The following is a 13,347-nucleotide window of genomic DNA, read 5'->3' as shown; positions in this document are numbered from 1 at the left end:
CATCATGCCATGGCTCTCGACGCCGCGAATCTTGCCGACCGAAAGCGTCACGTCGATGCCGGGAATATAGGTGCCGGGCGCAGCAAAAGCGCCGACAAGGCCGGCGCGTGCGTTGGGCGCCCCGCACACCACCTGCACCGGCGGCCTGCCGTCGCCGGCATCGACCGTAAGCACCCGCAGCCGGTCGGCGTCGGGATGCTGCACGGCAGTCAGCACCTTGGCTATGACAAAGGGTTTTAGGCCCGCCTTGTCGTCGACATGTTCGACTTCGAGGCCGATCGCCGTCAGCCGCTCGACGATTTCGGCAAGCGAGGCGTCGGTCTCGAGATGGTCCTTGAGCCAGGAGAGGGTGAATTTCATGACTGTGTTCCGTAGGAAGGGCTTTGCGCGTCAGGTCTAGCCACGCTCGTCTTGAGGTGCCGCGGCAGTGAATCGGGCATATGCAGGAAGGGCAGCTGCTCGCGCACATGTGCATGCAGCGTCGGCCTGAAATAGGCAGGCATGTCCATGGCGCCGAGCGTGAAGTAAATATGGCCGGCGAGCCGCTCGTCGCTATAGGCGATCGGCGAGCCGCAAATGCCGCAGAACGAGCGCGCCACCGGGCCGTTCCGGTAGCTCTTCAGCGACTTGCCTTCGAGCGCGATCTGGTCGGCCGTGAAGCCGATAAAGGCCGACACCGGCGCGCCGCTGGCGCGCCGGCAATCGCCGCAATGGCAATAGCTGATGTGGTGCGGCTCGGCCGAGGCCTCGAACCGCACCGCGCCGCAGCGGCAACCCCCGGTGTGGGGAGCGGTCATGTGGAAAGGCCCCCGAACAGCGTCGGCATGTCGAGCGGCCGGAAGCCGTAATGCGTGAGCCAGCGCACGTCGGCGTCGAAGAAGGCGCGCAGGTCCGGCATGCCGTATTTCAGCATGGCGATGCGGTCGATACCCATGCCCCAGGCAAAGCCCTGGTATTCGTCGGGATCGAGCCCGCCGTAACGCAACACGTTGGGATGCACCATGCCGCAGCCCAGGATCTCCATCCAGTCGGAGCCTTCGCCGAAGCGCACTTCTCCCGGCCGCGAGCGGTCGCACTGGATGTCGACCTCGAGGCTGGGCTCGGTGAACGGAAAGAAGGACGGCCGGAAGCGCATCTTGACGCTCGGCACTTCGAAGAAGGCCTTGCAGAATTCCTCCAGCACCCACTTCATGTTGGCGATGTTGGCGGTCTTGTCGATTACCAGCCCCTCGACCTGATGGAACATCGGCGAGTGCGTTGCGTCCGAATCCTGCCGGTAGGTCTTGCCGGGGATGACGATGCGGATCGGCGGCTTCTGCTGCTCCATGGTGCGGATCTGCACGGGCGAGGTGTGCGTGCGCAAAAGCTTGCGTTCGCCCTTCTCGTCCGGCTGGAAGAAGAAGGTGTCGTGCATCTCGCGCGCCGGGTGGCCTTCCGGGAAGTTGAGCGCGGTGAAATTGTAATAGTCGGTCTCGATGTCCGGACCTTCGGCGATCGCGAAGCCGAGGTCGCCAAAGATCGCCGCTATCTCGTCGATCACCTGGCTGATCGGATGGATGCGGCCGCGCTCGGCCGGCGACTGGCGCACCGGCAGCGTGACGTCGACCGTCTCGGCGGCGAGCCGCGCCGCGATCGCCACGTCCTTCAGCTCCGACTTGCGCGCCGTCAGCGCCTCGGTGACGCGGTTCTTCAGCCCATTGATCGCCGGGCCCTTGACCTGCCGCTCCTCGGCGCTCATCGCGCCGAGCGTTTTCAGCATCTCGGAGACCGAGCCCTTCTTGCCCAGCGCCGAGACGCGCACAGCCTCGATCGCCTGCTCGTCGGCCGCGGCCGCGATGTCGGCCATCAAAGAAGCTTCAAGGGTTTCAAGATTTCCAGCGGTGGCGTTCACGGCGAAACTCTCTCGATCGGGCAACCACCGGGGTTCGGCGCGTCACCAATTTGGTTGCATCAGGCATAAGAAAAACCCGCGCCAGCCGTGCCAGCGCGGGTTCCCCAAATCAGAATAGCGAATGCTTGGGAAGCGCTGGCTTAGGCGACAGCGCTCTCAAAAGCATTCGGCGTGGTGTTCTTCAGATATTCGAGCGCCACCTTGGCCTTGGCCACAAGGGCTGCGAAAGCCTGCGGCTCGTGGATGGCCATGTCCGAAAGAACCTTGCGGTCGATCTCGATGCCGGCCTTGTTGAGGCCGTCGATGAAGCGGCCATAGGTCAGGCCGTGCTCGTGCACCGCTGCATTGATGCGCTGGATCCACAGCGCGCGGAACGAGCGCTTGCGGTTCTTGCGGTCGCGATAGGCGTACTGCAGCGACTTTTCCACCGCCTGCTTGGCGATGCGGATGGTGTTCTTGCGACGGCCGTAGAAGCCCTTGGCGGCTTTCAGGACCTTCTTGTGCTTGGCGTGGGCGGTGACGCCTCTCTTTACGCGTGCCATGTCATGATCTCCTTAAAACGCTGTTCCGGACCGAATGCTTAAAGGCCGTTCGGCAGAAAATTCTTGATGACCTTCTTGCCGTCCGGTTCAGCCAGAACCATCGTGCCGCGGGCATCGCGAATGAACTTGTTGGAACGCTTGATCATGCCGTGGCGCTTGCCGGCGGCAGCCGACAGCACCTTGCCGGTGGCGGTAATCTTGAACCGCTTCTTGGCGGCCGATTTGGTCTTCATCTTGGGCATTTTGCTACTCCGTAATGTGGCGCACCATCGCGCTTCTTTTCTCGCTTCGGGCCGACCAGAGCCCGAAAAGCAAATGAAACCGCCACGGCATGCCCTGCCGGGCGGTTTTTGTTTTTGCTCTGCGTATCGTGCTTTCCGTAAATCAGAGATGATTTCCGGCCCGATACGCAGAACGGCGGTCCTATAGATCAAACAGGGCTCGTGCGCAACACCTCACGCCCTGCGGTAGTGTCTCAGTTTGAAATATGCGCTTCCGCCTAGGGGTTATCGCCTGCGCCGAACTCCTATGTACTTACCGCAAAGCACAAGACGCTGAAGATGACGCCGGCAATGGCCGCTGGCGTGTCCAAGACGCTCTGGTCGATGGACGACCATTGCGCGAAGATGGACGCCGTTGCTCCGAAGCCGGGCAAGCGCGGTCCCTACGGGAAAAGTACGAAAGGCCAAATGAGCATCCACGTATTGAAAATCATAGCCTGCGCGAACAGGCACACCCAGTATCCCGATGGGGAACGCCACGCACTTTTGGTCTACATCAATGCCCACGACTTGGGGACTGCACTCTCATCATCACCACGGTTTCTGGCCGAATGCGGATGGGAGCTGATCGAGGTAAGAGGCTCGAAAAGGCTGGAAATCGAAATTTCTTCGATCAGCGACGAACCGTTGCGAAACGCAGCTGCGACTGCGGTCCAAGAGGGTTACGGTATCGTCGTCTATGCGACTCCGATTGCTGATCTCAATTCCTAATTTCAAACTGAGACACTACCCGCCCCGCGGCGCGCTGTCCCGTTCAGGGCAGCGTGAACCACACCGGCAGCACCCCCGACTGCTGCGCGCCGTCGATCAGTTCGAAGGCCGGCAGCGCCACCAGGAACACCAGCCCGTCGAGCAGCGTGTTCAACAGCAGGCGCGGCTTGAAGCTGCCGGTGTCGCCTTCCTGGTAGAGCGAAAGCTTCGGAAAGAAGCGAGGCACGCGCGCCAGATAGGCTTTGTAGGGAGCGCCGAGGACTTCCTTGAGATAGCGCTCCTCGCGCAGGATGACGACGTGGAAGGCGCCGGCGCAAAGGACCGCGAAGAGGATGATGCCGGAAAACGAGCCGATCTGCGCGCCAACGCCGGCTGCCGCCACGGTCGAGAACAGATAGAGCGGGTTGCGGGTGATCGAATAGGGCCCGCCGGTGACCACTTCGGAGGATTTGCGGCCGCCGATGTAGAGCGTCGACCACAAGCGCCCGACGATGCCCAGGAAGATCAGGAGCACGCCGAACATCTCGATCGTCTCGTGCACGGGCGTCTCGGGAGGGAACGTCGACTGGCCGAACAGGAGTGCCGCAAACAGCACCACGATGAGCACCGCCAGCACGATGCGGCGCATATACTGGTAGCCGCCCAACCCTTCTATCTGGTTGTCGGTCGGGATCTTTGTTTCATCGACCATGGCCAATCCGATCGTCGTGTTTTGATCGCGATCGGGAAACCCGATCGTCGATTTGCTCGCGATCAAGGAGCTCGATCGTCGAGGAGCCGGCGATCGGATAGAAAAACAGGCGCCCCCGCCGATCGTCGGGTCGCCCTGCGCGGCAATTCAGGCGGATTTTGGAGCGCCAAGCAGCGCCGGCCGGTCAATTCTCTCTCGCGAAACCGTGATCGGCGCGACAGCTTGCGGCGATCGCGCCGGAATGGCTCCAGGACGGAAAGGAAAACGTGAGGCGCACCGTCAGCGGGGCGCCAGCACCATCATCATCTGTCGGCCTTCGAGCTTCGGCTCGGCCTCGACCTTGGCGATCGGCGCGACTTCCTCGCGCACCTTGTTCAGGAGCTGCATGCCGAGTTCCATATGCGCCATTTCGCGGCCGCGGAAACGCAGCGTCAACTTGACCTTGTCGCCGTCCTCGAAGAAGCGCCGCACGGCCTTCATCTTGGTTTCGTAGTCATGGCTGTCGATGTTCGGGCGCATCTTGATCTCCTTGATCTCGATGACCTTCTGGTTCTTGCGCGCCTCGGCCGCCTTCTTCTGGTTGGCGTATTTCAGCTTGCCGAGATCGAGGATCTTGACGACGGGCGGCTGCGCGTTGGGCGATATCTCGACGAGATCCAGCCCGGCCTCTTCGGCCAGCAGCAGCGCGTCGTTGATGGAAACTTCGCCACGGTTGTGGCCTTCTGCGTCGATGAGCTGGACCCGGGGCACCCGGATGTCTCGGTTGGAGCGCGGACCGTCCTTGGTCGGGGCCGCTGCTTTGAAAGGTCTGCGAATGGTCGTGGTCTCCTCGGCCGTTTCGTTCAGGGTTTCTTTGAGTTCAATCGCTTGGACGCGCCTATGTGGTGAGCGCGCGGCCGGAGTCAATAGCACAGCCTCGCCAGGAAATCACCTCAAAGCTTGCCATTGCCTGCACCAAGCAAAGAAAAGGTGCGAGCACTTTTCCGCGAACCGCCGGATGTGCCAAAAGACCGGCCGGAAGGACGAGGTCATGGACGCCAGCGCACCAGTTTTCATCGACGTGAACGGAACGCAGATCGCTGTCAGGCAGGGGCCGGGCTCAGCGCCGGGCATCGTCTGGCTGGGCGGCTACAAGTCCGACATGCTGGGCACCAAGGCCGAGGCGCTGTCGGCCTGGGCGAGCCGCGAAGGCCGCGCCTATCTGCGCCACGACTATTCCGGCCACGGCGAATCGGGCGGCGAATTCGCCGAGGGCACGATCTCGAAATGGCTGGCCGAGAGCCTCGCCGTCTTTCGCCGCTTCTGCAAGGGCAAGCAGATCCTGGTCGGCTCCTCGATGGGGGCGTGGATTGCGCTGCGCATGGTGCAGGAATTGCGCAAGGCAGGCGACGGCCGCATCGCCGGCCTGGTGCTGCTTGCGCCTGCGCCCGATTTCACCGTCGAGCTGATCGAGCCGGTGCTGACCAGGGCGCAGAAGCGCGACCTTTCGAAAAAGGGATTTTTCGAGGAACCGTCCGACTATTCCGCCGAGCCCTATATCTACACGCGCGCGCTGATCGAGGACGGCCGCGCGAACCGGGTGATGACCGGGCCGATCGACACTCATTGCCCGGTGCATATCCTGCAGGGTCTCGCCGATCCCGACGTGCCTTCCGGCCATGCGCTGAAGCTCGCCGCACTGCTGCCGGCCGATGACGTCACGCTGTCGCTTATCCCCGACGGCGATCATCGCCTCTCCCGCCCGGAGGATCTCGACATGCTCAACCGCGCCGTCGGCGACCTGGTCCAGCGGGTTTCATGAGCATGCGCATTTCAATCCCGATATCCGCCTTCGTTGCGGCGATCGTCGGCTTTGGCGGCACTTTGGCCATCGTCATTGCCGCCGCCAAGGCGATCGGCGCCACTCAGATCGAGACCGCGAGCGGAGTGACGGCCATCTGCCTGGCCATGGCCATCGAATGCCTGTGGCTGTCCTGGCGCACGAAAATGCCGGTCATCACCGCCTGGTCGACGCCGGGCCTGGCGCTGATCGCGGCCTCCAGCGGCTTCACCATGGCGCAAGCCGTCGGCGCTTTCATCGTCACCGGCATCCTGTTGATCGCCACCGGTCTGTTCAAGCCGCTGACCCGGCTGATCGCGCAGATTCCGGCCTCGGTGGCGTCCGGCATGCTGGCCGGCATTCTGGTCGCCTTCGCCATCAACGCGGTCAAGGCCATTCCCGCCGATCCGTGGCTAATCCTGCCGCTGATCGCCGCCTTCTTCGTCATCCGGCTGTTCAACCCGGCGGTTTCGGTCCTTGTCGTGCTGATCGGCGGCGGCCTTGCTGCCTTCTTCACCGGCCGTGTCGGCGGCCTGCCGGCGCCGGAATTGTCGACATTGACGCTGATCGCGCCGCAGTTCACCGTTTCGGCGATCATTGGCCTGGCCTTGCCGCTCTACCTCGTCACCATGGCCTCGCAGAACCTCTCCGGTCTCGCGGTGCTGAAAGCCGCCGGCTACCACCCGGAACCTGGCCCGCTGATCGGCGTCACCGGGCTGTTCTCGCTGCTCTCGGCGCCGTTCGGCGCCTCGACGACCAATCTGGCGGCGATCTCCGCGGCGATCTGCACCGGCCCGGATGTCCATCCGGATCCCGCCGAGCGCTGGAAGACGGGGCCGTTCTATGCGCTCGCCTATCTGGTCTTCGCCATCTTCGGCGCTTCGCTGGTGGCGATCTTCGCCGTCCTGCCGCAGAGCCTGATCGTGCTGGTCGCCGGCCTGGCGCTGATGGCGCCTTTAGCCAACGCGCTCTCGATCGCGCTCCATGATGCGGGCGAGCGCATGCCGGCCACGCTCACCTTTGCGGTGACGGCCTCAGGGCTCACCTTGTTCGGCGTCGGCGCGGCTTTTTGGGGGCTGGTCGCCGGAATGGCAGTGCTTTTCCTCGAGAAACTCAAAAAGCGATAATCATTTCAGGCCTTTCGCCGGTTTTGGCCGGACTTGCCTTGAATCGCCGATTTCGCCTTCCCATTTCGATTCCACGCAGCCGGTTTGGCTGTCTCCAACGGAAGGATTGGGAGAAAATGAACACAAGTGCATTGATCCGTCCGGCCTGGACGCCGGCGACCATCGCGCTGATGGTGATCGGCTTCATGGTGTTCTGGCCGCTGGGCTTCGCCATGCTTGCCTACATCATCTGGGGCGACCGGCTCGAAGGCTTCAAGCGCGATGTCAACCGCGCCACCGACGGCATCTTCGCCGGCTGCCGCCGTGGCTCGGAAAAGGCGGCCCGCTGGGGCCATGGCTCGTCCCGCACCGGCAACGTCGCTTTCGACGACTGGCGCGAGAAGGAACTCGAACGCCTCGCCGAGGAGCGCCGCAAGCTCGACGAGATGCTGAACGAGTTCGACGAGTATGCCCGCGAGCTGCGCCGTGCCAAGGACCAGGAAGAGTTCGACCGCTTCATGGCCGAGCGCAACAAGCGGACCGCGCCGACCACGACCAGTGGTCCGACCGGAGCGACGGGGCCGAGGCGCGGCAAGGGCTCGAACCTCCTTGACGACTGAGCCTCAATCATAAGGCTCGGCCGACATGCGGCGTCGCGCAAGCGGCGCCGTTTCTTTTTTGTTCTCCATGTAGCCTCACTCTACTGGTCGTTTTTCTCGAATCGCGTATCGTCCGGCCATGACCCTCGGCTTCTTTCGCAATCTGACCAAGCCAGAACCCAAGCCCGTCGTGGAGCGCGAGCATTGCGTCGCCGGCCGCACCCTGCCGCTCAAAATCGTCGAGAGCGCGAGGGCCCGGCGGTTGACGCTGCGTATCGATTCCGGCGGCCAGGGGCTGCGCATAACCGTGCCGCCCGGCTTGCGCCGCGGCGAGGTGGAGAAGTTCCTCGACCGCCATCAGGACTGGCTGGAGCAGCGCCTGGCCAAGGTGCCGATGCGCCCGCAGGTGCGGCCCGGCATCAAGATCCCGATCCGCGGCGTGCCGCACCGCATCGTCCATGAGCCGGCGAAACGCGGCACCGTCACCATCGCGCGCGACGAGCGCGGCCTGCTGCTCATCATCCATGGCGAGCGTGTCCACCTGCCGCGCCGCATCGCCGATTATCTGAAACGCGAGGCCAAGCGCGAGATCGAGAAGCTGGTGGTCAAGCACACCGAGGCGATCGGCAAGCGCGCCAAGGCGATCCGCTACAAGGATACCTCCAGCCGCTGGGGGTCATGCACCTCGGAGGGCAATCTGTCCTTCTCGTGGCGCATCATGATGGCGCCGCCGCCGGTCATCAATTACCTGGTGGCGCATGAGGTCGCGCATCTGAAAGAGATGAACCACGGACCGAAATTCTGGAAGCTGTGCGAAAAGCTCTGCCCCGACACCGATCGCTGCAAGGACTGGCTGAAGCGCAACGGCGGCGCGCTGCAGGCGATCGTGTTTGAGTAGGCGTCGCCCTGGCACCCGTATAGCTGGCGGCCCACCGCAGCCGCTCAATCGTCATTCGCCGCGTTGAGTTCCTCCGGCCGCAGCCCTTCCTCACTCGCATGCGGCCACGGCAGAAAATTCCGGTCGAACGCGTCGCTGCCGAAATAGTCGAGCGCCCGGTGCGCCTCGGCGCCGTTGAAAGCGGACTTGTCCATCAGATGCGCGATCACCTCGCGCGCCTGCGCGATCTTCTGTCTGAGTTCGGCGACGGTCTTGTCGGTCATGATCTTCCTGCTCCCGCCTGTGTCCCTATTCGAAAGGTAGCGCTTTCCGCCGGCCCGGCAACGGCATGCTTTTTCTCGACTCTTGCGGCTTTTCGTGCCAATCCCGCGCCATGACGCTCGACATCAAGATCTGCGGATTGAAGACCGACACCGCGATGGCCGCCGCGCTTGCCGGCGGGGCCAGCCATGTCGGCTTCATCTTCTTTGCCAAAAGCCCCCGCTTCGTCGATCCGGCCGAGGCTGGCCGTCTGCGCCAGGCGGCCATCGGCAAGGCCAAGGCGGTTGCCGTCACCGTGGATGCGGATGATGCCCTTCTCGACGAGATTGTCGCGAGGATGCAGCCGGATATGCTGCAACTGCATGGTTCCGAAACGCCGGTGCAGGTGGCCGAGCTCAAGACCCGCTACGGCCTGCCGGTGATGAAGGTGCTGTCGGTCAGCGAAGCCGCGGATCTCGAGCGGATAAAGCCCTATGTCGGCGTTGCCGACCGCTTGATGTTCGACGCCAAGCCGCCCAAGGGATCGCAATTGCCTGGCGGCAATGGCGTCGCCTTCGACTGGCGCATCCTTGCCGGCCTTGACGCCGGCCTCGATTACATGCTTTCCGGAGGGCTCAACGCCGCCAATGTCGGCGATGCCCTCAGACTGGCCAATCCGCCCGGGATAGACATCTCCTCCGGCGTGGAGAGCGCTCCGGGCGTCAAGGAACCGGCGCTGATCGAGCAGTTTTTCCGGGCCGTCAGGGCCGCGCGCGACGACCGCGCCGCCTGAGGAAGTTTTCAAACCCGAGCGTGTCCCGGAAAAGTGGGAACCGGTTTTCCGATAAGGACGTGCTCAGAAGCAAAGACTCAGGAGATCGGCGATGAACAGGCCGGCTATGCCCAATTCCTTCCGCACCGGGCCCGACGAGCAGGGCATGTTCGGCATTTTCGGCGGCCGCTTCGTCGCCGAGACGCTGATGCCGCTGATCCTCGATCTCGAAGAGCAGTGGAACAAGGCCAAGAATGATCCGGAGTTCAAGGCGGAGCTGGAGAACCTTTCGACCCATTATGCCGGTAGACCGTCCAAGCTCTATTTCGCCGAAGGCCTGACAAGGCATCTTCGGGAGGTTTCCTCGGCGAAGGGCCTCGGGGGCGGCGCCAAGGTCTATTTCAAGCGCGAGGACCTGAACCACACCGGCTCGCACAAGATCAACAATTGCCTCGGCCAGATCCTGCTCGCCAAGCGCATGGGCAAGAAGCGCATCATCGCCGAGACCGGTGCCGGCCAGCATGGCGTCGCTTCCGCCACGGTCGCTGCGCGCTTCGGCTATCCTTGCGTGGTTTACATGGGTGCCACCGACGTCGCCCGCCAGAGCCCGAACGTCTTTCGCATGAAGCTGCTCGGCGCCGAGGTGCGCCCGGTCACCGCCGGCCACGGCACGCTGAAGGACGCCATGAACGAAGCTCTGCGTGACTGGGTCACCAATGTCGAGGACACCTATTACCTGATCGGCACCGCCGCCGGCCCGCATCCCTATCCGGAGCTGGTGCGCGACTTCCAGTCGGTGATCGGCACGGAAGCGCGCGCCCAGATGCTGGAGCAGGAAGGCCGGCTGCCCGACGTCATCATCGCCGCCGTCGGCGGCGGCTCCAACGCCATTGGCCTTTTCCACCCGTTCCTCGACGACAAGGATGTGCGCATCATCGGCATCGAGGCCGGCGGTCGCGGCCTCGACGGCGTCGAGCACTGCGCCTCGATGAATGCCGGCGCGCCGGGCGTGCTGCACGGCAATCGCACCTATCTCTTGCAGAATGCGGACGGCCAGATTCTCGACGGCCATTCGATCTCGGCCGGTCTCGATTATCCGGGCGTCGGGCCCGAGCATGCCTGGCTGCGCGATTCGGGCCGCGTCGAATATGAGCCGATCCTCGACGACGAGGCGCTGGAGGCCTTCCAACTGACGACCCGCGTCGAAGGCATCATCCCGGCGCTGGAATCTGCGCACGCCATCGCGCATGCGATGAAGATCGTGCCGAAAATGGACAAGGACCAGATCGTCATCGTCAACCTGTCCGGCCGCGGCGACAAGGACGTGCACACGGTGGCCAAGATGCTGGGCATGGAGATCTGACAATGACGACCCGCATCGACCGCCGCATGGCGAAGCTCAAATCCGAGGGCCGTCCGGCTTTGGTCACCTACTTCATGGGCGGCGATCCGGATTACGACACTTCGCTCGCTATCATGAAGGCGCTTCCCGGCGCCGGCAGCGATGTCATCGAGCTCGGCATGCCGTTCTCCGATCCGATGGCCGACGGCCCGGCCATTCAGGCGGCGGGTCTCAGGGCGCTGAAAGGCGGCCAGACGTTGGTCAAGACGCTGAAGATGGCGTCCGAATTCCGCGACGGCGACGACGAAACGCCGATCGTGCTGATGGGCTACTACAACCCGATCTACATTTACGGCGTCGATCGCTTCCTGGCCGACGCCAAGGCGAGCGGCATCGACGGCCTGATCGTTGTCGACCTGCCGCCGGAAATGGACGAGGAGCTCTGCGTTCCGGCGCTGAAGGCGGGCATCAATTTCATCCGCCTGGCGACGCCGACCACCGACGACAAGCGCCTGCCGAAGGTGCTCGAGAACACCTCCGGCTTCGTCTACTACGTGTCGATGACGGGCATCACCGGCTCGGCCTTGGCCGACACTGCCAAGGTGTCGGCGGCGGTCAAGCGGATCAAGGGTCACACCGCGCTGCCGGTCTGCGTCGGCTTCGGCGTCAAGACCGCCGAGCAGGCGCGTACCATCGGCGCCTCCGCCGACGGCGTCGTCGTCGGCACGGCGATTGTCAACGCGGTCGCCAATGTGCTCGGGCCCAAGGGCGAGAAGACCGCCGATCCGGCCGAAGCGGTCGCCACGCTGGTCAGCGGGCTTGCCCAGGGCGTCCGCTCGGCCCGCCTTGCTGCCGCCGAATAGTCTGACTATTTGTTTTTACGCAATTCCGGACGGAAAACCGCCACACACTTTTCCTGGAATTGCTGGACGTCTCTTCGTCGGGACAGGAGCCGAAGCGATGAACTGGATCACCAACTACGTTCGACCGAAGATCAATTCGATGCTCGGCCGGCGCACCGACATGCCGGAAAATCTCTGGATCAAGGATCCCGAGACCGGCGAGATGATCTTCCACAAGGACCTCGAATCCAACCAGTTCGTCATCCCGTCTTCCGGCCACCACATGAAGATCTCGGCCAAGGAGCGGCTGAAATACTTCTTCGACGACGGCAGATACGAGACCCTGGAAAACCCCAAGGTCGTGCAGGATCCGCTGAAGTTCCGCGATGAGAAGCGCTACACCGATCGGCTGAAAGAGGCGAAGGCCAAGACAAGCCTCGAGGACGCGATTCTTAACGCAGTCGGCACCATCGAAGGCCTGCCGGTGGTGGTTACCGTGCAGGATTTCGCCTTCATGGGCGGCTCGCTCGGCATGGCCGCGGGCGAAGCCATCGTCCATGCCTTTGAGGTCGCTTTGCAGCGCAGGCGGCCGCTGATCCTGTTCGCCGCCTCGGGCGGCGCCCGCATGCAGGAAGGCATCCTCTCGCTAATGCAATTGCCGCGCACCACGGTAGGCGTCGACCGGCTGAAGGAAGCCGGTCTGCCCTATATCGTCGTGCTGACCAACCCGACCACCGGCGGCGTGACCGCGTCCTATGCCATGCTGGGCGACGTTCACATCGCCGAGCCCGGCGCGCTGATCGGCTTCGCCGGGCCGCGCGTCATCGAGCAGACGATCCGCGAGAAACTCCCCGATGGCTTCCAGCGCGCCGAATATCTGATGGAACACGGCATGGTCGACATGGTGGTCTCGCGTCTGGAGATGCGCTCGACCATCGCACGACTGTTGAAGATGCTGCTCAAGACCCCAGTGGCCGAGACGCCATTGGAGCCTGAGATCCTGCCGCCGGCGGTCGTCAACGCCGAATCCCGGCCGCAGGCCTGACGCGACATCGTTTGCCGCCCACGCGATTGCGCCAACTGCGCTGCGCAGTAGCCGTTTGCGCATGATCCCCTTCCAAAACCGATCCCGGTTCGGGCTCATGCGCCAGAGCAATTCCAGCAAGAGTGCGTAGCGGTTTTGCGTCCGGAATTGCACACGAACGAAAAGCATTGAAGGCGATCCTGTTCTTTCGCCGCAAATGCTCTAGGATTCCGCCATGACAACGCTCGCCGCCGATCGTGAAATCGAACATCTGATGACGCTTCATCCGAAAGGTTTCGACCTTTCGCTGGACCGCATCGCCCGCCTGCTCGAGCGTCTCGGCAACCCGCAGGACCGGCTGCCGCCGGTCATCCACATCGCCGGCACCAACGGCAAGGGCTCCTGCGCCGCCTTCTCGCGGGCGCTGCTGGAGGCGGCCGGTCATCTCGTCCACGTGCACACCTCGCCGCACCTGGTAAACTGGCACGAGCGCTACCGGCTGGCCGCCGAGGGCGGCGGCAAGCTGGTCGACGACGATGTCTTTGCCGAGGCCATCGCGCGCGTCGCCAAGGCCAATCAGGGCCAGAAG

Annotated in this window: 16 protein-coding genes and 2 pseudogenes; 10 read left to right on the top strand and 8 right to left on the bottom strand. The window is 63.5% G+C overall.

Annotation, left to right across the window (positions count from 1 at the left end):
• The 5 genes and pseudogenes from EOA32_RS22555 to rpmI all read right to left on the bottom strand — a co-directional run.
• Nucleotides 1-360: pseudogene (locus EOA32_RS22555) on the bottom strand (phenylalanine--tRNA ligase subunit beta); the annotation flags it as partial.
• Entirely contained in the window at nucleotides 357-797 is a 441-nt protein-coding gene (locus EOA32_RS22550) for a GFA family protein (RefSeq protein ID WP_095831867.1), read from the bottom strand. The pseudogene EOA32_RS22555 and the gene EOA32_RS22550, both read right to left, overlap by 4 nt.
• The gene (gene pheS, locus EOA32_RS22545; RefSeq protein ID WP_245322440.1) at nucleotides 794-1,846 is read right to left on the bottom strand and encodes a phenylalanine--tRNA ligase subunit alpha; all 1,053 of its coding nucleotides are present in this window, start codon (nucleotides 1,844-1,846) and stop codon (nucleotides 794-796) included. Before pheS ends, EOA32_RS22550 begins: the two co-directional genes overlap by 4 nt.
• Nucleotides 1,847-2,031: 185 nt before the next feature.
• The gene (gene rplT, locus EOA32_RS22540) at nucleotides 2,032-2,433 is read right to left on the bottom strand and encodes a 50S ribosomal protein L20 (protein ID WP_040968947.1); all 402 of its coding nucleotides are present in this window, start codon (nucleotides 2,431-2,433) and stop codon (nucleotides 2,032-2,034) included.
• A 38-nt stretch (nucleotides 2,434-2,471) separates the two neighbouring features.
• A complete protein-coding gene (rpmI, locus tag EOA32_RS22535) occupies nucleotides 2,472-2,675 on the bottom strand; it encodes a 50S ribosomal protein L35 (protein ID WP_027166935.1) in 204 nt (67 codons plus the stop codon).
• A 318-nt stretch (nucleotides 2,676-2,993) separates the two neighbouring features.
• Here rpmI and EOA32_RS22530 point away from each other — a divergent pair, with 318 nt between their 5' ends.
• A complete protein-coding gene (locus EOA32_RS22530) occupies nucleotides 2,994-3,425 on the top strand; it encodes a hypothetical protein (RefSeq protein ID WP_095831868.1) in 432 nt (143 codons plus the stop codon).
• A gap of 43 nt (nucleotides 3,426-3,468) precedes the next feature.
• Here EOA32_RS22530 and EOA32_RS22525 read toward each other — a convergent pair whose 3' ends face one another.
• Entirely contained in the window at nucleotides 3,469-4,116 is a 648-nt protein-coding gene (locus EOA32_RS22525) for an isoprenylcysteine carboxylmethyltransferase family protein (protein ID WP_095776868.1), read from the bottom strand.
• Nucleotides 4,117-4,395: 279 nt separating this feature from the next.
• Nucleotides 4,396-4,932, bottom strand: a complete 537-nt coding sequence (gene infC / locus EOA32_RS22520) for a translation initiation factor IF-3 (RefSeq protein ID WP_067003282.1) — start codon at nucleotides 4,930-4,932, stop codon at nucleotides 4,396-4,398.
• A gap of 214 nt (nucleotides 4,933-5,146) precedes the next feature.
• On the opposite strand from infC, the gene EOA32_RS22515 reads away from it, so the two are divergent.
• The 4 genes from EOA32_RS22515 (at nucleotide 5,147) to EOA32_RS22500 (ending at nucleotide 8,538) form a co-directional block, all read left to right on the top strand.
• Nucleotides 5,147-5,917, top strand: a complete 771-nt coding sequence (locus EOA32_RS22515; RefSeq protein WP_128372927.1) for an alpha/beta hydrolase — start codon at nucleotides 5,147-5,149, stop codon at nucleotides 5,915-5,917.
• Nucleotides 5,918-5,919: 2 nt separating this feature from the next.
• Nucleotides 5,920-7,062: a benzoate/H(+) symporter BenE family transporter gene (locus tag EOA32_RS22510; RefSeq protein WP_127247489.1), complete on the top strand. Its 1,143-nt coding sequence runs from the start codon at nucleotides 5,920-5,922 to the stop codon at nucleotides 7,060-7,062.
• Between the two features lie 116 nt (nucleotides 7,063-7,178).
• A complete protein-coding gene (locus EOA32_RS22505; RefSeq protein ID WP_095827287.1) occupies nucleotides 7,179-7,661 on the top strand; it encodes a DUF2852 domain-containing protein in 483 nt (160 codons plus the stop codon).
• A 118-nt stretch (nucleotides 7,662-7,779) separates the two neighbouring features.
• Nucleotides 7,780-8,538 (top strand): M48 family metallopeptidase, encoded by a 759-nt coding sequence (locus EOA32_RS22500; protein ID WP_128372926.1) that lies wholly within the window; start codon nucleotides 7,780-7,782, stop codon nucleotides 8,536-8,538.
• A gap of 44 nt (nucleotides 8,539-8,582) precedes the next feature.
• Here EOA32_RS22500 and EOA32_RS22495 read toward each other — a convergent pair whose 3' ends face one another.
• Entirely contained in the window at nucleotides 8,583-8,801 is a 219-nt protein-coding gene (locus EOA32_RS22495; RefSeq protein WP_067002948.1) for a hypothetical protein, read from the bottom strand.
• 110 nt (nucleotides 8,802-8,911) lie between these two features.
• Between EOA32_RS22495 and EOA32_RS22490 the strand changes: the two genes are divergently transcribed.
• From EOA32_RS22490 to EOA32_RS22470, 5 genes and pseudogenes are all read left to right on the top strand, one after another.
• Complete coding sequence (locus EOA32_RS22490) at nucleotides 8,912-9,571, top strand: phosphoribosylanthranilate isomerase (protein ID WP_128372928.1); 660 nt, start codon at nucleotides 8,912-8,914, stop codon at nucleotides 9,569-9,571.
• 91 nt (nucleotides 9,572-9,662) lie between these two features.
• A complete protein-coding gene (gene trpB, locus EOA32_RS22485) occupies nucleotides 9,663-10,913 on the top strand; it encodes a tryptophan synthase subunit beta (protein WP_095831871.1) in 1,251 nt (416 codons plus the stop codon).
• 2 nt (nucleotides 10,914-10,915) lie between these two features.
• Nucleotides 10,916-11,755, top strand: a complete 840-nt coding sequence (trpA, locus tag EOA32_RS22480) for a tryptophan synthase subunit alpha (RefSeq protein ID WP_128372925.1) — start codon at nucleotides 10,916-10,918, stop codon at nucleotides 11,753-11,755.
• Between the two features lie 97 nt (nucleotides 11,756-11,852).
• Nucleotides 11,853-12,779, top strand: a complete 927-nt coding sequence (gene accD, locus EOA32_RS22475) for an acetyl-CoA carboxylase, carboxyltransferase subunit beta (protein ID WP_067002939.1) — start codon at nucleotides 11,853-11,855, stop codon at nucleotides 12,777-12,779.
• A 214-nt stretch (nucleotides 12,780-12,993) separates the two neighbouring features.
• Nucleotides 12,994-13,347: pseudogene (locus tag EOA32_RS22470) on the top strand (bifunctional folylpolyglutamate synthase/dihydrofolate synthase); the annotation flags it as partial.

This window comes from Mesorhizobium sp. M1A.F.Ca.ET.072.01.1.1, from assembly GCF_004023325.1.
GTDB lineage: Bacteria > Pseudomonadota > Alphaproteobacteria > Rhizobiales > Rhizobiaceae > Mesorhizobium.
The sequence above is the reverse complement of the archived record's forward strand: the minus strand, read 5'-3'. Positions and strand labels throughout refer to the sequence as shown.